Origin of the sequence: Pseudomonas frederiksbergensis, from assembly GCF_003732705.1 — a bacterium.
Taxonomy (GTDB): Bacteria; Pseudomonadota; Gammaproteobacteria; order Pseudomonadales; family Pseudomonadaceae; genus Aquipseudomonas; species Aquipseudomonas frederiksbergensis_F.
Window position 1 is genome coordinate 75,981 of the sequence record NZ_MOBR01000041.1, and the last position, 23,001, is coordinate 98,981.

General features: G+C 61.9%; 15 protein-coding genes. 4 read left to right on the forward strand and 11 right to left on the reverse strand.

Features of this window, described 5'->3' with window-relative positions:
* Positions 1-2 precede the first annotated feature (2 nt).
* The 3 genes from BK667_RS28080 to BK667_RS28090 all read right to left on the reverse strand — a co-directional run bounded on the left by BK667_RS28080 (position 3) and on the right by BK667_RS28090 (position 11,205).
* Positions 3-8,561, reverse strand: a complete 8,559-nt coding sequence (locus BK667_RS28080) for an Ig-like domain-containing protein (RefSeq protein ID WP_123599526.1) — start codon at positions 8,559-8,561, stop codon at positions 3-5.
* 48 nt (positions 8,562-8,609) lie between these two features.
* A complete protein-coding gene (locus BK667_RS28085; protein ID WP_259698206.1) occupies positions 8,610-9,458 on the reverse strand; it encodes a sulfotransferase family protein in 849 nt (282 codons plus the stop codon).
* Positions 9,459-9,606: 148 nt separating this feature from the next.
* Positions 9,607-11,205 (reverse strand): glycosyltransferase family 39 protein, encoded by a 1,599-nt coding sequence (locus tag BK667_RS28090; protein ID WP_123599527.1) that lies wholly within the window; start codon positions 11,203-11,205, stop codon positions 9,607-9,609.
* A 196-nt stretch (positions 11,206-11,401) separates the two neighbouring features.
* Between BK667_RS28090 and BK667_RS28095 the strand changes: the two genes are divergently transcribed.
* Entirely contained in the window at positions 11,402-12,025 is a 624-nt protein-coding gene (locus BK667_RS28095) for a phage tail protein (protein WP_123516034.1), read from the forward strand.
* A gap of 56 nt (positions 12,026-12,081) precedes the next feature.
* Positions 12,082-12,393, forward strand: coding sequence for a hypothetical protein (locus tag BK667_RS28100; protein WP_123599528.1), 312 nt, complete (start codon positions 12,082-12,084; stop codon positions 12,391-12,393).
* Here the strand turns inward: BK667_RS28100 and BK667_RS28105 are convergent.
* The 4 genes from BK667_RS28105 to BK667_RS28120 are packed head-to-tail and all read right to left on the reverse strand — an operon-like array spanning position 12,386 to position 17,117.
* A complete protein-coding gene (locus BK667_RS28105; RefSeq protein ID WP_123599529.1) occupies positions 12,386-12,904 on the reverse strand; it encodes a GNAT family N-acetyltransferase in 519 nt (172 codons plus the stop codon). The two genes, BK667_RS28100 and BK667_RS28105, sit on opposite strands and share 8 nt — an antisense overlap.
* Before the next feature lie 17 nt (positions 12,905-12,921).
* Positions 12,922-15,018, reverse strand: a complete 2,097-nt coding sequence (locus tag BK667_RS28110; RefSeq protein WP_123599530.1) for a site-2 protease family protein — start codon at positions 15,016-15,018, stop codon at positions 12,922-12,924.
* Entirely contained in the window at positions 15,019-16,338 is a 1,320-nt protein-coding gene (locus tag BK667_RS28115) for an efflux RND transporter periplasmic adaptor subunit (RefSeq protein WP_123599531.1), read from the reverse strand.
* Positions 16,335-17,117, reverse strand: coding sequence for an efflux RND transporter periplasmic adaptor subunit (locus BK667_RS28120; RefSeq protein WP_123516044.1), 783 nt, complete (start codon positions 17,115-17,117; stop codon positions 16,335-16,337). The genes BK667_RS28115 and BK667_RS28120 overlap by 4 nt, the downstream gene beginning before the upstream one ends.
* Before the next feature lie 178 nt (positions 17,118-17,295).
* Between BK667_RS28120 and BK667_RS28125 the strand changes: the two genes are divergently transcribed.
* Positions 17,296-17,661 (forward strand): type II toxin-antitoxin system RelE/ParE family toxin, encoded by a 366-nt coding sequence (locus BK667_RS28125; RefSeq protein WP_123516046.1) that lies wholly within the window; start codon positions 17,296-17,298, stop codon positions 17,659-17,661.
* The gene (locus BK667_RS28130) at positions 17,654-17,959 is read left to right on the forward strand and encodes an XRE family transcriptional regulator (RefSeq protein WP_054616609.1); all 306 of its coding nucleotides are present in this window, start codon (positions 17,654-17,656) and stop codon (positions 17,957-17,959) included. The genes BK667_RS28125 and BK667_RS28130 overlap by 8 nt, the downstream gene beginning before the upstream one ends.
* A gap of 100 nt (positions 17,960-18,059) precedes the next feature.
* On the opposite strand, the gene BK667_RS28135 is transcribed toward BK667_RS28130, so the two are convergent.
* From BK667_RS28135 to BK667_RS28150, 4 genes are all read right to left on the reverse strand, one after another.
* Positions 18,060-18,617, reverse strand: coding sequence for a hypothetical protein (locus tag BK667_RS28135; protein WP_123599532.1), 558 nt, complete (start codon positions 18,615-18,617; stop codon positions 18,060-18,062).
* A 112-nt stretch (positions 18,618-18,729) separates the two neighbouring features.
* Complete coding sequence (locus tag BK667_RS28140; RefSeq protein ID WP_123599533.1) at positions 18,730-20,271, reverse strand: efflux transporter outer membrane subunit; 1,542 nt, start codon at positions 20,269-20,271, stop codon at positions 18,730-18,732.
* The gene (locus tag BK667_RS28145) at positions 20,268-21,332 is read right to left on the reverse strand and encodes an HlyD family secretion protein (protein ID WP_123599534.1); all 1,065 of its coding nucleotides are present in this window, start codon (positions 21,330-21,332) and stop codon (positions 20,268-20,270) included. Before BK667_RS28145 ends, BK667_RS28140 begins: the two co-directional genes overlap by 4 nt.
* Positions 21,333-21,358: 26 nt before the next feature.
* Positions 21,359-22,894 carry an MFS transporter gene (locus BK667_RS28150; RefSeq protein WP_123599535.1) on the reverse strand — a complete coding sequence of 512 codons (1,536 nt, stop codon included), beginning with the start codon at positions 22,892-22,894 and terminating at the stop codon, positions 21,359-21,361.
* Positions 22,895-23,001 lie beyond the last annotated feature (107 nt).

Sequence of the window (23,001 nt, forward strand, 5' to 3'; positions counted from 1 at the left end):
GTTCAAGCCTGCATTTCGCTGATGCCGACTTGTTGCAAAGCGGCGGCCAGGCTGTTGACCTGCCGTTGCTCGGTGTCTTTGAGTTCTTGTAATTGCTGGCCCAGGGTCGGCGCGCCGAACACCCCGCGCAGTCCTTGGGAAGCGTCCCCGCCGCGGATCGAATGATTGCCGAAACTGTTCAGCGAATCGCGCTCGGCGCCGGTGTCCTGATTGAACAGACTCGACAGCGTACTGCTACCAAACACCCCGCCATCGCCGCCACCAAACCCGAGGAAACCGTGGCCCGAGCCATCGCCAGCGCCGCTGTCGCTGCTGGCAAAGACCTGAGCAATGAAGCTCGGTGCCAGAGCGCCACGGTTGATGAAGATGTCCCCCAATGGCCGGATACCGTCGCCCAGCACCCGGTCTTCAAACAACGGCGCAAAAGTCAGTGGCGAGGCCAGTGTCCCGGTTGGCGCGGCGAAGATCACCGGTTGCAGCGGCAGGTGCGGTTGATCGGGTACGACCACCGGTTGCGAGACGCGGAACTCCGGATCCGGCGACACCACCACGACCGTCGCCGTCGGTGCCGGCACGGTGTTGATCGCGTAGCCGTTGGATTGGCTGGTGCCGCTGCCGGCGTTACCCGAACCGTCCGTGACGCCCGCGACGTTCAGACTGATCGCGTTATTGGCGTTGCTCAGGTTGCTGGTCGGCGTCAGCGTTGCGGTCCAGGTTTTGCCGCCGTCGTTGCTCGACAGATTGGACAAGGTGCCATTGGCCACGCTGACGTCGGACAGGTCGAAACCGCTTACCGCTTCGTTGAAGCTGAAGGTCACCAGTGACGTCTGGCCCACACCCAGGTTCGGGTTGGCGACCACCACCGTGGCGCTCGGACGCTCGCCGTCGATCACGTAGTTGTTGGACACCGCCACGCCATCGCCGAGGTTGCCCGCCAGGTCGCTGACGTTGCTGGTGTCCAGCGCAATGAAGTTGCTCGGGTCGGTGATGTTGGCGGTCGGTGTGAAGGTCGCGGTCCAGGTCTTGCCGCCGTCGCTGCTGGCCAGGTTGGTCAGCTCGCCGTTGGTGACGCTGAGGTCCGACAGGTCGAAGTTGTTCACCACTTCGCTGAAGGTGATCGTCACCAGCGTGGTCTGGCCCATGCCCAGGTTCGGGTTGGCGACCACGATGGTTGCCGTCGGCCGCGTGGCATCAAGGGCGTAGTTGTTGGAGATCGCGATCCCGGCGCCGGCATTGCCTGCGGCGTCTGCCACGTTGCTGTTGTCGAGCAGGATCAGGTTAGTGGTGTCGTTGATGTTGGCGGTCGGGGTCAGGGTCGCCGTCCAGGTTTTGCCGCCGTCACTGCTGAGCAGATTGGACAGGTTGCCATTGGCGACGCTGAGGTCCGACAGGTCAAAACCCGATACCGCTTCAGTGAAGGTGATGGTGACCGTGGTGGTCTCGCCGATACCCAAGCGGTTATCCGTCACGACGATGGTCGCGGTCGGCCGCGCGGTGTCGATGGCGTAGTTATTGGAATCGGTCACGCCCACACCGCTATTACCCGAACCGTTGACCACGCCGCTGTTGTCGAGGCTGATCAGGTTGGTGGTGTCGGTCACGTTGACGGTTGGGGTGAAGGTCGCGGTCCAGGTGATACCGCCATCGCTCGACGCCACATTGCTTAAGGTGCCGTTGGCCAGGGTCAGGTCGGCATTGGTGAAACCGCTCACCGCTTCGCTGAAGGTGATGGTCACCAGCGAGGTTTCACCCGCCTTGAGGGCGTTGTCGGCCACCACGATGGTCGCGGTCGGCACTTGGGTTTCCACTACGTAGTTGGCAGAGTCGGTGGTGCCCGCGCCCGCGTTGCCGGCCACATCCGCGACGCCGGTGTTGTTCAGGGTGATCACGTTAGTCGCGTCAGTCACACCGAGGGTCGGGGTGAAGGTCGCGGTCCAGGTGATGCCGCCGTCGCTGCTGCTCACGGCGCTCAAAGTGCCGTTGGCGATGCTCAGGTCGCTGTTGTCGAAACCGCTGACCGCTTCGCTGAAGGTAATGGTCACCAGCGAGGTTTCGCCGGGTTTCAGGGTGGTGTCGCTCAACACGATGGTGGCGGTCGGGCGTTGGCTGTCGATGGCGTAGTTGTTGGAATCGGTGGTGCCGCTGCCGGTGTTGCCGGACAGATCCTGAACGCCGGTATTGTCCAGCCGCACAATGTTGCTGGTGTCGGTGATGCCGGCCAATGGCGTCAGGGTCGCGGTCCAGGTGATCCCGCCGTCGCTGCTGGTGACGTTGCTCAACGTGCCGTTGTCGATGGTCAGATCGCTGTTGTCGAAACCGCTGACCGCCTCGCTGAACGTGATGGTCACTTGGGTAGTCTGGCCGACGCCCAGGGCCGCATCGGCGACCACGATGGTGGCGGTCGGACGCTGGGTGTCGATGGCGTAATTGTTGGAGTCGGTGGTGCCGGTGCCGGCGTTACCCGAGGCATTTTGCACACCGCTGTTGTCCAGGGTAATCAGGTTGCTCGCATCGGTGACGGCGCTGGTCGGCGTGAACGTGGCCGTCCAGGTGATGCCGCCGTCGCTACTGCTCACCGCACTCAGCGTGCCGTTGGCAATTGTCAGGTCGGCGTTACTGAAACCGGTCACGGCTTCGGAGAAGGTGATGGTCACCAGCGAGGTTTCACCGATGTTCAGCGCGTTGTCGGCGACTACGATAGTGGCCGTCGGCAACACGGTGTCGATGGTGAAGTTGGCCGAGTTGGTGACGCCGGTCCCGGCGTTACCGGCAAGGTCAGCCACGCCGCCGTTGTTCAGAGTGATCAGGTTAGTGGTGTCCCTGACACCAACTGTCGGCGTAAAGGTGCCAGTCCAAGTGATGCCGCCATCGCTGCTGCTGACCGCGCTCAACGTGCCATTCGGGACACTCAAGTCGCTGTTATCGAAACCGCTGACCGCCTCGCTGAAGGTGATGGTCACCAAGGAGGTTTCGCCGGCACTCAGGGTAGGGTCGGCGACCACGATAGTGGCGGTCGGACGCAGGCTGTCGATCACGTAGTTGTTGGAGTCGGTGGTGCCCGAGCCGGCGTTGCTCGCCAAATCCTGCACACCGGTGTTGTCCAGGGTGATGACGTTGGTCGCGTCGTTGACGCTGGTGGTCGGCGTGAAGGTCGCGGTCCACGTAATGCCGCCGTCGGCGCTGCTCACTGCGGTGAGCGTACCGTTGGCAATGCTCAGGTCGGCGTTGGTAAAACCGCTGACCGCCTCGCTGAACGTGATGGTCACCAGCGAAGTCTGGCCCAGTGCCAATGTCGGATCGGCGACGACGATGGTCGCGGTCGGCCGCACGGTATCGATGGCGTAGTTGTTCGAATCGGTGGTGCCGGTGCCGGCGTTACCCGAGGCGTTCTGCACGCCGGTGTTATCCAGGGTGATCAGGTTGCTCGCGTCGGTGATGGCGGTGGTCGGGGTGAAGGTCGCCGTCCAGGTGATGCCGCCATCGCTGCTGCTCACTGCGGTGAGTGTGCCGTTGGCGATGGTCAGGTCGGCGTTGCTGAAACCGGTCACGGCCTCGCTGAAGGTAATGGTCACCAGCGAGGTTTCACCGATGTTCAGCGCGTTGTCGGCGACCACAATGGTGGCGGTCGGCAGCACGGTGTCGATGGTGAAGTTGGCCGAGTTGGTGATGCCGACCCCGGCGTTGCCGGCGAGATCGGCCACGCCGCCGTTGTTCAGGCTGATCAGGTTGGTGGTTTCGCGCACGCCAACCGTCGGCGTGAAGGTCGCGGTCCAAGTGATGCCGCCATCGCTGCTGCTGACCGCGCTCAAGGTGCCGTTCGGAATGCTCAAGTCGCTGTTGTCAAATCCGCTGACCGCCTCGCTGAAGGTGATGGTCACCAGCGAGGTTTCGCCGGCACTCAGGGTTGGGTCGGCGACCACGATAGTGGCGGTCGGACGCAGGCTGTCGATCACGTAGTTGTTGGAATCGGTGGTGCCCGCGCCAGCGTTGCCGGCCACGTCCGCGACCCCGGTGTTGTTCAGCGTAATGATGTTGGTCGCATCGTTGACGCTGCCGCTCGGGGTGAAGGTCGCGGTGTAGGTGATGTTGTCGCTGGTGGTCAGGCCACTCAGACTGCCGTTTTCCACCGTGAAGTCGGCGAGGGTCAGGCCGGTCACCGCTTCGTTGAAGGTAATGGTCACCACCGAGGTTTGGCCGAGGGCCAGGGTCGGATCGGCAACGACGATGGTCGCGGTAGGGCGCTGGGTGTCGATGGCGTAGTTGTTCGAATCGGTGCTGCCGACGCCGACGTTGCCGGAGACAGTGGCTTGTACGCCGGTGTTGTCCAGGGTGACCAGGTTGCTCGCATCGGTGATGGCGCTGGTCGGGGTGAAGGTCGCGGTCCAGGTAATCCCGCCGTCGCTGCTGCTGACTGCCGTCAATGTGCCGTTGGCGATGGTCAAGTCAGCGTTGGTGAATCCGGTCACGGCTTCGGAGAAGGTGATGGTCACCACTGAGGTTTCGCCAATGCTCAGCGCATTGTCGGCAACCACGATGGTCGCGGTCGGCGCCACGGTGTCGACGGTGTAATTGCCAGAGTTGGTGGTGCCCGTGCCCGCGTTACCGGCCAGGTCGGCGATGCCGGTGTTGGCCAGGGTAATGATGTTGGTCGTGTCTTTGACGCCAGCGGTCGGGGTGAAAGTCGCGGTCCAGGTGATGCCGCCGTCGCTGCTGCTGACGGCAGTCAATGTGCCGTTGGCAATCGCCAGGTCGGCGTTGGTGAAACCGCTGACCGCCTCAGAGAAGGTGATGGTCACCAACGAGGTTTCACCGACGCTCAGGGCCGGGTCGGCGAGGACGATGGTCGCCGTCGGGCGCTGGGTGTCGATCACGTAGTTGCTGGAGTCGGTAGTGCCGCTGCCAGCGTTGCCCGCCAAATCCTGCACACCGGTGTTGTCCAGGGTGATCACGTTGGTCGCGTCGGTGATGCTGGCGCTCGGTGTGAAGGTCGCGGTCCAGGTAATGCCGCCATCGGCGCTGCTCACCGCCGTCAATGTGCCGTTGGCAATGGTCAGGTCGGCGTTGGTAAAACCGCTGACCGCTTCACTGAAGGTGATGGTCACCAGCGAGGTGTCGCCGATTTTCAGCGCGGTGTCCGCCAACACAATCGAGGCCGTCGGGCGCACGGTGTCGACGGTGTAGTTGCCGGAGTTGGTGACGCCTGTGCCGACGTTGCCGGAGCTGGTCGCCTGAATACCGGTGTTGTCCAGCGTGATGATGTTGGTCGCGTCGTTGATGCTGGTGGTCGGCGTGAACGTCGCGGTCCAGGTAATCCCGCCATCGCTGCTGCTCACGGCGGTCAACGTGCCGTTGGCAAGGGTCAGGTCGGCGTTGGTGAAACCGGTGACGGCCTGGCTGAAGGTGATGGTCACCAAGGACGTATCGCCGATTTTCAGCGCGGTGTCGGCCAATACAATGGTCGCGGTCGGGCGCACGGTGTCGACGATGTAGTTGTTCGAGTTGGTGGTGCCGCTGCCGGCATTGCCTTGCAGGTCAGCCACGCCGGTGTTGGCCAGGGTGATGACGTTGGTTGTATCGCTGACGCTGGCGGTCGGGGTGAAGGTCGCGGTCCAGGTGATGCCGCCGTCGCCGCTGGTCACTGCGGTCAGCGTGCCGTTGGCGATAGACAGATCGGCGTTGGTGAAACCGCTCACGGCTTCGCTGAAGGTGATGGTCACCAGCGAGGTTTCACCGGCACTCAAATTGGTGTCGGCGACCACGATGGTCGCGGTTGGACGTGCGGTGTCGACCGTGTAGTTGGCGGAATTGGTGGTGCCAGTGCCGGCGTTGCCTGCCAAATCCTGCACGCCGGTGTTGTCCAGGGTGATGACGTTGGTCGTGTCGGTGATGCTGGTGGATGGCGTGAACGTGCCCGTCCAGGTGATGCCGCCATCGGCGCTGCTCACCGCCGTCATGGTGCCGTTGGCGAGGGTCAGGTCGGCGTTGGTGAAACCGCTGACCGCTTCGCTGAAGGTGATGGTCACCAGCGAGGTGTCGCCGATTTTCAACGCGGTGTCCGCCATCACGATGGTCGCCGTCGGGCGCTGGGTGTCGATGGCGTAGTTGTTCGAGTTGGTCACGCCGACGCCGGCGTTGCCGGACAGGTCTTGCACGCCGGTCTTGTCCAGGGTGATGAGGTTGGTGCTGTCGGTCAGGCCGGCGGTCGGCGTGAAGGTCGCCGTCCAGGTGACGCCGCCGTCGCCGCTGGTCACCGCCGTGAGTGTGCCGTTGGCGATGGTCAGGTCGGCGTTGGTGAAACCGGTCACGGCTTCACTGAAGGTGATGGTCACCAACGAGGTTTCGCTGCTATTGAGCGCGTTGTCCGCGACGACAATGGTCGCCGTCGGCGCCACTGTGTCGTGGATCACGTAGTTGTTGGAGGTGCCGGAACCGGTGCCGACGTTGCCCGACAAATCCTGCACACCCGTAGTGTCGAGGGTGATGCTGTTGGTCGATGCATTGATATTGCCCGCCGCCGTCAGGGTCGCGGTCCAGGTGATGCCGCCGTCGCTGCTGCTCACGGCCGACAGTGTGCCGTTGGCCACGGTCAGGTCGGCGTTGGTGAAATTATTCACGGCCTCGCTGAAGGTGATGGTCACCAGCGAGGTACCACCGGAGTTCAGGTTGGTGGTGCCGACCACGATGCTGGACACCGTCGGCGGCGTCACGTCCGGCAGGTAGTTGGTATTGACCACACCGCCGTCGTTGAAGATGTTGTTCACCGCCGCCGGGACGCTGCCCGTACTGCCGCCGCCCACCGCCAAGCCACCCGCGCCGCTGCCGCCGGCGTTGCCGGCCAGGGCGCCAAAGTTGGCCGCCGTCATCAACAGCGTGCCTTTGTTCCAGATCGCGCCCACGCCTTTGCCGGCCGCGCCACCGTTGTCAGAGGAGCCCCCCAGCCCACCGCCACCGCCGCCACCGCCACCGGCCGCGACGTTGTTGGAGATGACGGACGTACCGACCACCGTCAGGGTGCCGGTGGAGGCGTTGTAGATACCGCCAGACGCCGAAGAACCGGCCCGACCGGCATGGTCCCAACCGGAACCACCGCCACCGCCACCGATGGACACCGTGCCGTTGGTCGCCGTGCCGCCGCTGCCGCCGCTACTGTAATTGGACGCGCCGATGCCGCCGGCACCGCCGACGGTGGTCCCGCCTTTGCCGCCCATGTAGTTGACGTTGTAGGTGCCGCCATTCCCGCCACTGCCCGCCCCGCCGGCCGTACCGGCATACACGCCAGTGCCGAAACCGGCAGTGCCACCATGACCACCGGTTTGACCGCCCAGCGCACCGCCACCACCACCGCCACCGCCGACCGCACCGCCGACATAAGGCGCGGTAACGCCACCGCCGCCACCGCCGCCCGAGGCTGCGTTATCGGTCACGGTGACGTTTCTGAGGGTCAGGTTGCCGGAGTTGAGAATCCCGCCACCCATCGCCCCGGCACCGTCGGTGCCCGCCGCCGCACCCACACCGGCCACCATGCCCTGCTTGATGACCAAGCCGTCGAAGGTCGCCGTGATCCCGGAGTTAACCTGTATCACGCGGGTTTTGTACTGGCCGTTCAGGGTGATATCGGCAACGCCGTCGTTATTCAGGTCGCCGTCAATGGTGACGTTCTTGGTGACGGTCAGTTGCGAGTTCAGGCCAATGATCATGCTGGTACTGAAGGTGACGGTGTCACCGGCCACGGCACTGGACAGGGCGGTACGCAACGAACCCACGCCGCTGTCGGCGTTGTTGACCACGGTCAGCGTCGCCAGGCTGTACTGGTAACCGGCCATGGACTCGGATGACAACACGCTGCGGCTTTCAATACTGCCGGTGGCGATTTCCAGGTTCCAGTCGCCGCCCACGCCGGTGCGGTTGGTGGACGCGGCGATGTCGCGCCCGGTGAGCTGCGCCAGCGAGTCGACAAAACTCACGCCGCGTTCATCGGCGCCGGTATTACAGGCGTAGATCAGGATGTCGCCACCGACGTTCATATCCTTGCCGATCTGCGCCAGCACATCGCTGCGCTCGGCAACGTTGTCCGCCGACAGGTAGCTGTTACCCAGCCATAGGTCGCCGGCATTGCCGTGGGCGATGATCTGCACCGAACTCACGCCCTGATGGGTGTCGAGGTAAGCGGCAATCTGCTGCAAGCCGTCCTTGGTCGCGTCCAGCGTCACCACTTCGGTGCCCGGTGCCACGCCTTTGAGCAGGCTGTCGGTGTCTTTGATGCGCGAATCGACGAACACCACGCTCTGCCCAGGTACGGCAGTGGGTGTGGCCGCCGGCGCGGGAGTCGCGGCGGAGGCGTTGTCTGCCTGGCCGTGGGTGTCTTTGCTCGCCGTCGGGTGGTCGGCAGCGGGCGGCTTGGCGGCATCAGCCGTGGGGTGACTGTCCGGTTGGGCCGCATCGGCCACGGTGGCCGCGACGGCGCCGTCGAACAGCATGCGCGGTTCCAGGGACATGATCATCGGCGATGCCAGTACGCGAGCGCCCTGGGCCTTGTGCGATTTGCCGTTGTTCCACCACATGCTGCTCACCGAAATCGAACTTTTATGACAGCCAATAAAAAGCCGCGATCAATTGATCGCGGCGTCTGATTTCATACGGATGACATTGGCGGCGCTGGATGATCCATCGTGCCAAAAGGATAACTCTGCGTATTTGTCGAAGAGGTCCGGCGGCAGGATCGTTCGCCGGGACTGCAAGGCGACCTTGGGTTTGACCCGATGCAACCCCGAGACGCCCAGGGCCTGGTCAAACTCCGGCGCGTCGTAGACGAGGTTGTCGAAATCATGCTCGAACCACGGCTCGCCGATGAATTCGTAGACCAGTCGAAGTACCCTCTCGGGCGCCTGGCTGAGCAGGTCGTAATCGATAATCAGCAAGGAGTCGGCGTTTTCGCCGTAATAGGCTTCTTTGAGTGCGGTCCAGGCAAAACCCACCAGGCGATTGCGCTGGGCCAGGGTTTCACAACGGCTATAGACGGTGTTGCGCTCGATTTCGTCGTTGAACAGCTTGGTGTTCTCGAACGGGTTAGCGCGGTACAAGCGCTCAAGGCTGTCCATCACCCAGGCGACGTTGCGCACACAGGCAATGGTTTTGGCTTGGGGAAACAGGTCCTGCAACGCGGGCAAGCGTGCGCACCACTGACGATTGGTATCGAAGATGACGGGTTTGTCGGCCTGCTCGGCGTAGTAGGAGTCGAACAACCCGCGCAACAGACGACGCCGCATAGGCTTGTCGATCACAGCACCGAACTCGCTGCCGGCGCTGCATTGTTCCAGAACACTGGTGAAGAGTGTGCCGACCGGGCTGCTCATGCCCGCATGAAAACGCGGGTTCTGCAGAAGAATAGCCGACAGCAGGGTGGAACCTGAGCGCGGCAAACCGGAGATAAAGTGGAACTGCTGCAATCCCTTCACCATAGTCAAAAGTCCCTTTGTAGGTCGAGCGTAATCCATTGCAACGTAGAGCGACTAGTGGTGTTTTGATATCAATTCGAAGCTAAAAAGCCAGCTTTCCTTTGAAAGTAGCGCGCCAGACGTGGTGAAACGTTTAATCAGGCCACTGAAATTATTTGTCCCGGTCCCCGTGTCCCATCAAAAACAACCGCGCCCGGTTATTGCCTGCTGCCGTTTCACTGACTTTTTGCCAGCCTGCGGGCAGCGGGGCGAATTCATCGGGCTGGTCGGCGGTACTGATCAACCACACACGTCCTGTACCTGAAGGTAGTTCACTGAGGCGATCGAGGTAGATTTTTTGCGCGTTGTCATCGACCAGCGTGCCAAACCCGTAGGCATTCGGGCGGCTGGAAGCACCCTCGGCCGAGGGCGGCGTGTAGAGCAATGGCGCGGCGTTGGTGTGGTTGTAATAGACATAGGGCATGTACCAGAGCAGGTCGCTGATAACGATCCGGTCGCCCTCGACGTAATGCTGATTGACGAACTCGACCATCACGCTGGTCTGGTCATTCACATCCACCGTGGCGTTGGTCTTGAGTCCCACCAGTTCAGTGCCGAGCAACAGCACCAGCAATGCCAGCGCCACCACGCGAAAGCCGTCCAGCAGCCGATCGATGGCCAGCCCCAGGATCAACGGCAACCCCAGGGCAAAAGCGGTCAGGTAGCGCTCGATAAACACCGGCGAGATAAACGACACGCCGAACACCAGCAGCAGCGGGACCAGGGTGTACAGCGCCAGCAAGGCACTCCAGCGATAGAGGCTGCGATCACGGACCACCGTCAGCACAATCACCACGAGCAAGAGCGCTGGCAGAGCGGCGAACATCAGCCACGGCAAGTTATCGCCATCGTCCTGGATCATATAGTCCCAGATCATCGATGGCAGCGAACTCAGGCTGACGGGCAGCTCCCAGCCCACGTCACCATTGGCTTTGAGCGCATCCATGTGCTGAATCAAATCGATCAGGCCAGGCAACCAGGGCAGGAACAGCACCACAATCGCGACGTTGGCCAGCCACCAGGGCGGCCGGGTGATGTGCTTCATCGGATGAGTCGGGTGCAAACGCAAGACCAGCAGGTACGCCCAATGCACAATCACGCAAAGGGCCGTGAAGTAGTGGGTGTAGAACCCCGCCGCCATCAACAGGGCGTAGATCACCAGATGTCGCGTATGCCGGGGCTGCTTGACCCAGTACACCAGCGCAATCGTCGCGCCGAGCAACCACAGCCCCAGCAGCGAGTACATCCGTACTTCCTGGCTGTAGCGCACCGCCGTGGGCAGTAAGGCCAGCAACAGACCGGCCAGCAGCGCGGCACGGGGATTGGCCATCAGCCGCACCAGCCAGAAACCCAGCGCCACCGTGGCAATACCCGGCAATGCACTCAGGCTGCGGATTGAGAAAATGCCGTTGCCGAATACTTCGATCCAGCCGTGCAACACCATGAAATACAGCGGCGGGTGCACGTCATGGGCGGCGTGAAACCAGATATCGCCCAATGAATACTGGCTCATCAACAGGCTTGAGCCTTCGTCGCCCCAAATGGCGGCGGCGGTGAGGTAGTAAAAACGTACAGCCGCGGCCAACACCAGAATCAGCCAGAACCCGTAATCAGCCAGCCATTGCGGCAGCGGCGAAAACGCGGTGGATTGGGTGCGACCGGCACGTCCATCCGGCCGGCCGGTCAGTTCTGTTTCCCTGCGGTACTTCATGCATTCCCCGCCTGGTCAAAAAAATCTGATCACTCTTGGAGCCCTCAGCACGCCCGGGAGTTCGCTCGATGCTGCCCCCATCTTTGTGAGAACGCAATCCAGCGACTTTTACATCAGCGTCTACGCTGAGGAGTGGCCCGGACAGTAGCGTCGAGCCAGTACGGTCTCCTCCAAAAACCACATGGATGAAATAACTATGGACGTGTTTCTCGGAACCATTCTTCCCTTCGGCTTCCCCTATGCTCCCAGCGGTTGGATGCAAGCCAACGGGCAGACGCTGCCGGTCAACCAGTACAACGCGCTGTTCGCTTTACTGGGTGTGATCTATGGCGGTAACGGGCAGCAAACTTTCATGCTGCCCAACCTGTGCGGGCGCCTGCCGATGCACCAGGGACAAGGCGTCAATCTGACGAACCGGACCATCGGTGAAGTCATCGGCACGGAAAACACCAGCGTTTTGTTGGCTAACCTGCCGCCTCACGCCCCCGTCATCACCGCCACCGCCACCTCGGCCCTGACCGCCAGCACCACGGTCAACCTCGCCAGTGTCGCCAGCACCCCCACTACCGCGCCGTCGAATGACAATGCCTACATTGGCGCCTCTATTGCCTCGGGACCGACCTCCGCCGCGATTTTCTCGACCGCGCAGGGCGCCAATCCGATCGCGCTCAAAGGCGTCAACAGCACCGTGGGCGGCACCGTCAACGTGACCGCCACCGCGCAGACCATCGGCAGCGGCTCACCGCTGGGCATCGTCAACCCGGTTCTGGTGGTGAACTTCTGTGTCGCCCTGCAAGGGCTTTTCCCTTCGCGCAACTGACCCAAGTGTCGGGGCCTAATGGCCCCGACCTTCTATTTTTTTCAGGGAGCAGATTCATGCTTGATCAGATTACCGGCGACCACTTCCGCCTGTTGCTCGGCACCTCCAAGCCGCTGTACCTCAGCGATGGCAGCGAGATACCGGTGGTGATCGTGTCCGTGGTGGACAAGCCCAATGCCCGCATGTCGGCCACCGGACGCATGCCGTTTGGCGTTGAACTGAGCAGCGCGGTTCAGACGACCTTCATCGACGGTCCCTGTGCCATCGAGCTGCCGGAGCTGGGCCGGATCGAAGGTATCGTTGTTTCGCGCACCCCGGAGCTTGGGCGCGACGCCAGCCACATCTACTTCGACATCACCGTCAACTGACCACCGCCGACTGCGGCTGGCCCGGATACCAGACCAGCCGTTCGGCCGCCACGTTGCTTTCCTCGACCTGAAACCCCAGCGCCAGATAGTGTCGGCGCGCATGGGGATTGTTGGTCCAGACCACCGTCGCCACCGGGCAACGCACCTGTTCAGCGGCTTTCTGCACACCTTGCAACACCGTGCGGCCATAGCCCTTGCCCCGGGCGGCCGGGATAAACGCCAGGTACAGCACGCGAATTTCGTTGGTGCCGAAATCCGCCGTCAACGCACCAATCGGCGTGCCCAGTTTCTCCACCACGAAGTGCATGGCGTTGGGATAGGACTCCCCGGTGCCCTGTTCTTGCACCTTGAATTGCTGGGCGATCACCTCTTCCACCAGTTCTTGCTCGCCGTCGATCCATTGCAGATCGGGCCGTGCAGCGTGATAAAGGTTGTGCAAAAACGGTCCGTCGGTGGCACCGGACGGACGCACCACCAGATCACCCACGTCATTGGAATTGTTGTTCAGCATTGCGATCTCTCCCTGCGCTAAAAACCACTCTCCCTCACACCCAACGCCGCCATCCGGCGCCAGGCCGTTCCCAGCAATGATTCACTGCGACCTTGCACCACCACCACGCCGCGCAACGGCTGGGTCGGGGTGGCGATGCTGTCCAGTGTAGTCAGGCGCACCGCGTACTGGGCCTGGACCGGCTCCGGCCGCTGGCTCTGGTCGCGGCGCACGGCAATCGGCCCATGGTGGTCGGACGTCAGCGCTTCCTGCTCAATGAACCCGGCGCCATTCGCGTCGATTTCACTCAGTTGCACGGCGACGGCCGGGTGCATCGGGTCTTCGGCGATAAATCGCCCGTGAGCCCCGGTCGCGACCCGCCACAGCTCGGCCTCGGCCAGGTAACCACGCAATCGCGCGCCCTCCTCGACGACCCTGGCCAGCGCTTCCTTGGGCGACAACCAGCGTCCGGCATTCAATTGCGGCAACAGGTCCCGTACCTTGCCAGTCTGCGGTGCCCGAATCAGCAAGCGCTCGCGCTGCGCAGCCAAGCCGCGATACTCGGCCACGGCCTCGGCCAGACGCTGCTCGACAATCCCGGCATCGGCCACGGTTTCACTGCGGCTGGCCTGACGGCGCATCTGCAATTGCTGGATCTGGATTTCCCGCCGGACGATGGCCTGGCGCGAATCGAGGTCTGGCGACTCCAGTTCAATCAAGACGTCGCCCTGGGCCACCAACTGACCATCACGGACATTCACCTGCTTGACCCGCGCCGCCACCGGCGCATGCAAGGTGCTGACGCGTCCTGCCTCCAGCATCACCGGCAACTCCACCGCACTGCGCCACGGCACCGCCAGCAGCAGAACAATCGCCACCAGCCCCAGGGTACTCAGCAACACCCGAGGGGCGTGGGCCTGCTCGCGGCGGGTCCACCACTCGCGCCATTCGCGCACGATCGGCAGGAAGATGAACCACACCAATTCCACCAGCATCAGGAAGATGCCCAACAGCTTGAAGAACAGGTGATACACCGCCAGGGCAATCCCGAAAAACAGTACCGCGCGCCATAACCACGAGCCGTAGCCCCAGATCAGCAAACGCCGCTGCATCGACGGCGACCAGGGCTCCGGTGCCGGTGCGCCGTAGCCGAACAAGACCTCGCGCAACCGCCAACGGCACAGGGCAAAGGCCCGGCCCTGGAGGTTATCGACTTCCCAGAAATCACTGAGCAAAAAGTAACCATCGAAGCGCATGAACGGGTTGAGGTTGATCACCAGCGTGGTGATCCAGGTCGCACTGGCGAGCATAAACGCCGCGGTGCGGCCGGGACCGTCAGGCAACAGCGACCAGGCCAGCAACGCGATACACGCCAGCACCAGTTCCGCCAGCACGCCGCCGGCACCGATCAGCAACCGCGCACGTCGATCATTGACCCGCCAGGCATCGCTGACATCGGTATAAAACATCGGCAGCATCACCATGAACGCCACGCCCATGCTTTGCACCCGGCAACCGGCGCGCTTGGCCATGAAAGCGTGACCAAACTCGTGGCACAGCTTGGCAAAAAACAGCGCCACGCCAAACGCCAGCGCGCCGCCGAGGCTGAACAGATGTGGAAACGTGGCGATAAAGCGCTGCCAGTCCCGGGACACCAGAAACACACCGAGCATCAGGGTAGCCGGCAACCCGAAGCGCAATGCATTCGGACCGATACGCTCCAGCCAGGGCCAGGCGCGATTGAGAAACGCGTCCGGGCGCCACAGCGGAATGCGGAAAAACAGGTATTGGTGCAACAGGATCTGCCACAGCGACTGACGCTGGGCCGCAGCCTTGAGGCTATAACTGGCGCGCTGTTGCGGATCGAGGGCGGTGATCAAGTCATGGCCGCGCAGGAAATTCAGCAATTGCTCCAGCTCGGCGCCGTCCAGCGGCAATCCCGGCTCACGGTTCGCCGCTTGCAACACCTTGTCGGGGTCGCCCAGGGACCAATGACGCAACAGACGCATCGCTGCCGCACCCAGTTTGAAATACCGCCCGCGCACCGGATCGGCGAGGGTCCAGCGTGGCGAACCGTCGAGGGCCGGGGCCGCCGCTTGCAGTTGCAGATCTGCCCGCAGGCTCGGCAGGCTCATCTACAGGCCCACGCTTTGACGCAACCCGGCCAGTGGCCGACGCAACAGGTACAACGCCAGCGGCGCGCGGTCGCCAAAGATTTTCGCCGTGCCGCGCAAGCCGATGCGTGGCGGCGCCGCGTCGAAATTCGCGTCCAATCGATAAGCCAACTGTCCGCCAGCGGTGGGCTGCGCTTCATAGGCTGAGCGTTCGAGTTTGGCCAGATGCCGTTGCAACGGATCGCTGTCGAGAAACAGCGAAACCTCGGCCCCCGGCTCCAGGGCAATCGCATCGCCCACCGCCAGTTCGATGCGCAATTCGGCCTGGTTCGGGTCAGCGATTTCCATCAGCCGCTCACCGGTCTGCACCGGTTTGCCGGTCCAGCGTTCGGCGTCGGCAAACACGGCGATGCCGTCACGCTCGGCGCGCACTTCGCTGCGTTTGAGCAGTTCGCGGGCGTAATCCCGTTCGGCACGTTTTTGTTCGACCCGTGCCGCCAGCAAGTCGATTTTCGAGCTGGATTCCGCGTCGGCGAACGAGCGTTGGGAATTGGCTTTGAGTTCGGCTTCGGCCACGCCCAAGGCGCGCTGTGACACATCGGCCTGAGCCGTGAGGGTGGTGTTTTCGAAGCGCAGCAGCAGGTCGCCGGTTTTCACCGTCTGATTGGGTTTGACCAGAAACTCGGCAATCACCCCGTCCAGCGGCGCAGCCACGACTCGGCCGCCTAGCGGTACCACTTCGGCGGGGGCCAGCACTGATTGGCGCACCGGGATCAACAGGGCGAGCAGCGCCACCGCGACCAGCGCCACCTGACGTTTACGGGTCCAGCGCAGCCGCCACGGTTTGCGCGGTTGCAGGGCTAGCCAGGCATGGCTGTAAGTGTCGCCCAATTGCGAGAGTAGAACTTGTTCGGAAGGGTTCCAGGGAGTGTCCCGGGCCAACCACAAACCGCCGAACACTTCGCCCTGGTGATCGATCAGTGGCAGCCAAAACACCTGGGCGGCGGAAAGGCTTTGCCAGTCCGCACGAATCGATTCGCTGAGCCCATCATGCGGAATCACCCGCGCCTGTTTCAGCACGTCGCGTTTGAACAGCTGCGCCACCGCTTGCTCGACAAACGCCACGAACGGCGCGTTCGGGTCCACCGCACTCACGCCGGTCACGGCCTGCACCTTGCCGGCAATCAACAGCGCCGCATGGCGAAAACCGAACAGTGCCTGGCTGTCATTGACCAGGCTATAGGCCAGTTGCGCCGGGGTACGCGCGGCGCGAGTCTGACGTTCGAGGTCAAGAAACCGGGCGAAAACCTGTTCAGCGCCGCCACTGATCGGAGCGTTCACTTGAGCTCCGCGAAGCGCGCCGTTCCGCTCATACCGGCCAACAGGCCCGTAGCATTGGGCAGAGTCGCGACCAACAGCAAGGTCTGGCTGCCTTCATCGATCCGCGCACCGAGGCGCTTGACCGTGGCATCCAACGGCTGACCGGTTTCATCGGGTACAAAACTGAAGGTCTGGCCGGGCTTGAGCTTGCCCATCCAGCGCGACGGAATCAGCAAATGAATTTCCAGGGTGCGGTTATCGACGACATCCAGCAACGGCGCGCCAGCCGCCACGCTTTCATAACGCTGGACCTTGCGCTCGACAACCTGGCCGTCAAACGGCGCGAGCACGCTGCAGCGTTTGACCTGCACCTGATAAACCTGGGATTGCGCCTGAGTCTCGCTGACCTTGGCCTCGGCCCGCGCCACTTCAAAACGCCCGACCGAATTCAAAGCGGCCAATTGCTTGTTGTGCGACAGCTCTTCACTGGCCCCACGGCTCGCGGCCTGCGCGGCATTGAGCTGGGCCTGAAAGCCTGAGCAATCGAACTTCGCCAGGGTATCGCCCTTCTTGAACGACTCACCCTCGCTGAACGGCAACTCGACAATCCGACCCGGCAACTCACTGGCGAGCACCGCTTGATCCCGAGCCCGCAGCACACCACGAGCCTCGCTGCTGGCCTGACCACTGCCACCGACCGCGCTGTTTTCCAGCAACGGATCGTCTGGCGCAGGCGTTTGAGCCTGTACTGCGCACGTTACAAAGGCTAATCCAACAACCCAACTTCCAAAACGCGGCATAACCGTGACTCCCTGACGGATGACCGGAGTCTACGACAGCGGGGGGTTGCGTCAAGCGAATAGCCAGCACGTTTTGGAAAAGCCACGTATCAAGAAAAATGCTGACCCATAGGACGAACTCAATCGATCAAAAATATAACCTTGAAGGAATATTCCATAACGTGCATATTCAGCTCCCATGAACTGGGATATTGAATACACCGACGAGTTCGGCGACTGGTGGACGGATCTGAGCGAAAGCGAGCAGAGCTCTGTCGCTGCGAGCGTAAAACTACTTGGGCAGTTCGGCCCAGGCTTACGCTTTCCTCATAGCAGTGGAATCAACGGATCGCGACATGGACATCTTCGCGAACTACGCGTTCAGCATGCAGGTCGCCCTTATCGCGTTTTGTATGCATTCGATCCGAGACGCTGCGCCTTGCTATTGATAGGAGGAGACAAAACCGGTCAGGATCGATGGTATGAAGTCAATGTACCGTTGGCCGATCAGCTGTACGATGAACATCTCGACACATTGCGCAAAGAGGGTCACAACGATGGCTAAGAAATTTGCCGAACTCGAAGCGCGGATGACACCCGAATCCCGGGCACTCGCCGATTCGATTTATGAACAACACATAAAGGAAATGCCACTGCATGAGTTGCGTCAGGCCAAAGCGCTGAGTCAAGCCACGCTTGCCGAAACGCTCCATATCAACCAGGCCGCCATTTCTAAAATGGAACGCCGTACGGATATGTACATCAGCACCTTGCGTAACTACATCCGCGCTATGGGCGGTGAGCTCGAAATAATTGCGACGTTTCCAGACGGCCAAATCAAGATCGAAAATTTCGCTGGTTGAGCGGCCTCCCTGGCTGCTCACTACGACACCAGCCCAGCGTTGCCCACCTTCTCAGTTCCGTAAGACCGCAAAGATTGGGGCTAATGGCGCTCTTATCCTGCTAAAGAACGTAAAAACCGATAATCGCCAGCCCCCACCAGCACAAGCCCAGCGCTACCCAGATTCCGTTGGCAAAAGTCAGCTTCGAATTACCAAGCCCATCGACATCTCCCGCCAAATAGTTGATTGCATTCTGTACACGCAACAAACAGCAGGTTTGCAGGAGTAAAACCAAAAGGCTCAACGCAAATCGAATTTGCACATCTGGTAACCACATCAACGCTGAACCGGTGCACGCCAGCAGGATGAAAGCCAATGCCAGACTGCGCGGGTACCAACGGTACTTTAGGTCTGCAGCACCTATTCGGTGATCGATTTTGGTGAACAGGGAGTACACGAAAAACACACCCAGGATGGCGCGAAACAAGGGAAAAACCTTATTACCCGTGGCTGCGCGATAAAGCTTCCAATTTCGATAAAACCAATAAATAAAGAAAAAACCGCTAGTCGAAACGAATAGCAATGCCAGCTTGCTTTTACCCACGACATAAAAATCGCGAGATGCTGCCGCAGCGTCCAAAAATTCAACAGTCGCGGGCGAATCAGAGGGAGCAATCATAGTAGAGCGCAGCCGTGGTCATTGAGGGCCGAAATGCTAACGCCTGATGATCTTCGATAGTGCCTACACAAAAAAAACAGGACCATTCCTACTTTAAGGTTCTCAATTTCACTCAGAACTGTTCCGTCTCCGGATAAACCGACTCCCATCCCCCACCCAAAGCCTTGTACAACCCCACCATCGCCAACGACACGCCCGTCGAACTCTCAACCCATTGCTGCTGGGTCGCCAACAACTCGCCTTGCACGGTCAGTACGTTGACGAAATCCACCACACCTTCGACGTATTGCTGTTGCGCGGTGCGCAGGGCGATCTGGTTTTGGCGTACGGCTTCGGCGAGGCTGTCGCGGCGTAGTTGGCTGGCGTTGTAAGCGGTCAGTTGGTCGTCGATTTCATGCCAGGCGCGCAGCACGGTTTGCTGATAGGCGATGGCCGCTTCCTGCTGCTGGGCTTCGCGCAGGTTGAGCATGCCACGCAGGCGACCGCCGTCGAACAGCGGCAGACTGAATTGCGGGCCGATGCCGAACGAGCGTGAGCCCCAGGAGCCGAAATCGCTCAGTTGCATGGCCTGGGAACCGATGTTGCCCGACAGCGTGATCCGCGGATAAAAATCGCCCTTGGCCACACCGATGCTTGCTGTGGCGGCATGCAAACGGGCTTCGGCCTGACGAATGTCGGGGCGGCGTTCGGCCAGTTGCGACGGCAGCCCGATGGCAACCTGGCGCGGGGTCTGCGGCACCGGGGCGTCTGTGGATAACTCGGCGTGCAACGCTTGCGGTGGTTCGCCCATCAACAGGCTCAGGGCGTTGATCAGTTGTGATTGACGCTGCTCCAGCGCTGGCAGGCGCGATTCGATGGCCGCCACTTGCGCGGCAGCTTCGGCGACGTCCAGGTCCGTGGCAACGCCGTCGGCCAGGCGCAATTGCGAGAGCTTCAGACTGTGCCGGGCGACGTCCAGGTTCTGCTCGGTGACAGCCCGGGTGTTCTGCACGCCGCGCAGCTGGATGTAGTCCTGGGCGGTTTCGGCCAACACCGACAGCAGCACCCCGCGACGGTCGTTTTCGGCGACTTCGAGGGTGGCGTCAGCGGCTTCGGTTTCGCGGCGCACGCGGCCCCAGAAATCCAATTCCCAGGAGGCGGAAAAACCGGCGTCCCAGAGGTTGAACGCGGAGCGGCCGTTTTTGCCTGAGGGATCGCTCAGGCCTTCGCCGCTGTTGCGTTCACGACCGTAGCTGCCGGTGGCGGCGGTCGTCGGGTAGCGATCGGCGGTGATGACCTGGCGTGCGGCGCGACTTTGCTGCAAGCGGCTGCTGGCGAGTTTGAGGTCGAGGTTATCGGTCAGGGCGCGCTGGCTCAGGGTCGAGAGTTTTGGGTCGTGGAAGACTTCCCACCAGCGTTCGTCCATGGTTTGGGCGACGGCTTGGCTTTCGGCAGCCTTTTGCGGTTTTGACCATTCGGTGACCTGTTGCGGCTCGGGTTTGTGGAAGTCCGGGCCGACGGTGCAGGCCGAAAGAGCCATGGTGAGCACGGCGTAGACAGTCAGTTGAGGCCACTGGCCTCTTCGCGAGCAAGCTCGCTCCCACATTGGAATGCGTTCCCCTGTGGGAGCGAGCTTGCTCGCGATGGCGTCAGCACGATCAACGAAGGTTTTCATCGCTGCACCACCTCATGTTTCTCAGCGCTGGCCGTATCAATCTTCGCCTCCACCGACATCCCCACCCGCAACCGCTGCGCCAACGGCTGCCCCGCATCCAGCACAATCTTCACCGGAATCCGCTGCACCACCTTGGTGAAGTTGCCAGTGGCGTTGTCCGGTTTGACCGAGGCAAACGTCACCCCGGTGGCCGGTGCGATGCTTTCGACGCGACCACTCAACATCTCGCCACCCAGGCTATCGACGCGAACCTGCACGTCTTGCCCCGGCTGCACATTCGTCAACTGCGTCTCCTGGAAATTGGCCATCACATAAGCCTGGGCCAGCGGCACCACGGCGAGGATCTTGCTGCCCGGCGTGACGTAGGCGCCCACCCGCACCGCCCGCTCACCGACCATGCCGTCCTGGGGCGCGACGATCCGTGTGTAGGACAACTCGTAACTGGCAATTTCCAGCGCCGCTTGCGAACGTTTCAACCCACCTTCCGCCGCATCCCGTTGGGCGGTGAGGATGTCCACTTGCTTGCGTTCTGCCGCCAACACCGCTGTGGCATTGGCCAGCCGCGCGGTCGCCTGATCGATGCGCGTCCGTGCCTGTTGCGCGTTCTGCACCGTACCGGCGCCGACGCCAGCGAGGTGGTCATAGCGGTTCAATTCATGCTCGGCGAAGGCCATTTCCGCCTTGGCCGAGACCACCGTGGCTTGGGCCTGGGCGATCACCGAGGTCTGGCGCTCAAGGGTCGCTCGCGCGTTTTGCAGTTGCGCCCTGGCCACCAGGGTTTCGGCATCGGCAGCCTGGGCGGCGGCGCGCAGGTCACGATCATCGATCAACGCCAGTAACTGCCCGGCCTTGACCTGCTGGTTGTCCTCCACCAACACCTCTTTGATAAACCCGGCCACTCGCGGTACGACCAGGGTGAAGTCCGCCGAAACAAAGGCGTCGTTAGTGGTCTGCTGCGTGCGTTTGCCGAACAGTCCCGGCGCGATCAGGTAAATCAGCACACCGACCGCGATCGCTGCGGCAACGCCGACAGCCACTTTTTGCTTGGTAAAAGTCGTCATAAAAACCTTCAGTTTCAGTGATGCGTTCAGGTCGGCGCCCGGGGCGGAAAGATCCGCGTCGGCAGCCAGAAAATCAGCAGGATCAGCGCGACAGCGACACCCGCCATACACAGATAAAGATCGGAAGCGGTCAGCACCACGGCTTGCTCATGCAGTCGGTGGGCAAGGCCCGCGCTGTCGCTGTCGACCAGGGGCGAATTGCCGAGGCGGTCCACCAACATGGTCGAGTGGAAATGCAGGCGTGCAGTGGTCAACGCATCGATGATGCCGGTGGCGATCACCGCGGCCAGGCCTTTGACCGTATTGAACCAGGCCGAGGCGAACGGCCCTTCCATCGGCGTGATGCTGCCGGTGGCAAGCATCAGCAGCGGCAGCACCGCCATGGGTTGTCCGAAGATTTGCAGCAGTTGCAGCACGTAGAAATCATCGCGAATCCACACCGACGTCAGCTGCGAACCACCGAAGCAGGACAGCACCAACATGCTCAAGCCAAGCCCCAGCACCCAACGGCAATCGACCCAGCGCAGGTTGCACAACGCCGCCACCAGCGGCAGCGCGATCAACTGCGGCAATGCCGCGATCAGCATGATCGGCGCCGTCTGAATCGGCCGATAACCCTGGACTTGTGCCAGGTAACTCGACGGAATGACCACCACCGCCAACAACACCACCAACACCCCGGCCAGGGTCATCAAGGCGAACGACAGGTTACGGATGCCGAGCATCTGCAACTTGAAGAACGGAATCGGCTGCGACCATTCGTTGATCAAAAACAGCACCAGCAATAACAACCCGCCGCCGAGCAAAAAGCAGATCAGGCTCGATTCAAACCAGTCCAGCCGATTGCCTTGCAGGATGCCGATCACCAGCATGCAAATCGCTGGAAAACCCAGCAGCACACCACGCCAGTTGAATTGCTTGAGGCGCTCCAGGCGCAGCGGGTCCTGGGGCAAGCCGTAAGCCACTGCCGCCATGGCGATCAGGCACGGCACGATGATTTGCCAAAAGGTCCATTGCCAGCCGACGTACTCGGTCCACAACCCGGCCAGCGGCGTGCCGAGGCCGGGGCCGAAGGTCGCGGTCAGGGCATATCCGGCCAGACCGTAGAGTTTGACGTTGGCTGGCAGGAAACGCAGGGCGACGGTCATCAGCATCGGCGGCAATGCCCCGCCCGCCAGGCCCTGGACGATGCGCATCAGCAGCAGGCTTTCGTAGTTCGGCGCGAACGGGCACAGCACGCCCAACAGCGTGAAAGCGCCGATGGCGTAGAGGGTGAAGCGGCGCAACGAGAACGTCACCGAGCACCATGGCGCGAAGGCCATCGCCGCCACGGAGGTCGCGGTGTAGCTGGCAACCAGCCAGGTGCCTTCGTCGTAACCGATGGCCAACGCACCGCGAATGTCGGCCAGGGCGACCTTGGTCACCATCTCGTTCAGGCCGGACACCAGCACCGCCAGCAATACACCCACCAGACCGATGATGATCCGCAGACCGAAGACCGGAGGTGTGATGGCGGCAGAACTGGCCGCAGCGAGAGGGGCTGGGACCGTGAGGGAAGTCATGGACGAGCTCCGGAATGGGAAATACCGGGGCATTTTATGGAGGGTGGGGCGTTACGAAAATTGACTTGTTAGCAGGTTATAAGTGCGTCATACGCAACGATAGAGAA